At 59.8% G+C, this 266-nt stretch carries 1 protein-coding gene; it reads right to left on the bottom strand.

The genetic code is table 11. The features are described from left to right. Positions 1-266: YPDG domain-containing protein (locus HMPREF2734_RS12010; RefSeq protein ID WP_168163601.1), on the bottom strand; the 266-nt coding region annotated here is incomplete at both ends.

The following is a 266-nucleotide window of genomic DNA, read 5'->3' as shown; positions in this document are numbered from 1 at the left end:
TTGGCGTCCTTCGGAATAGTCACGGTGATCTCGCCGGTGTTCTCGTCGATGGTCACGCCATCCGGGGTGTTCTCACCCGGGGTGAACTTCGTGCCCTCCGGCGGCGTGGTCGGGTTGCCGTCCTTGTCCTTGAACTCCGGAGCAGGAACGGTCACGTCCTCACCAGGTTTACCGGAACCATCCTCGTATACCGGCTCGTAGTCCAAGTTCTGGTTCGGAACCTTCGGGTTGGTCTTGTCTTCCTTCTCCTTCTCATCCGGGATGCC

Source organism: Corynebacterium sp. HMSC055D05, from assembly GCF_001810365.1.
Taxonomy (GTDB): domain Bacteria; phylum Actinomycetota; class Actinomycetes; order Mycobacteriales; family Mycobacteriaceae; genus Corynebacterium; species Corynebacterium coyleae.
This window is presented reverse-complemented; position numbering and strand designations above follow the sequence as displayed.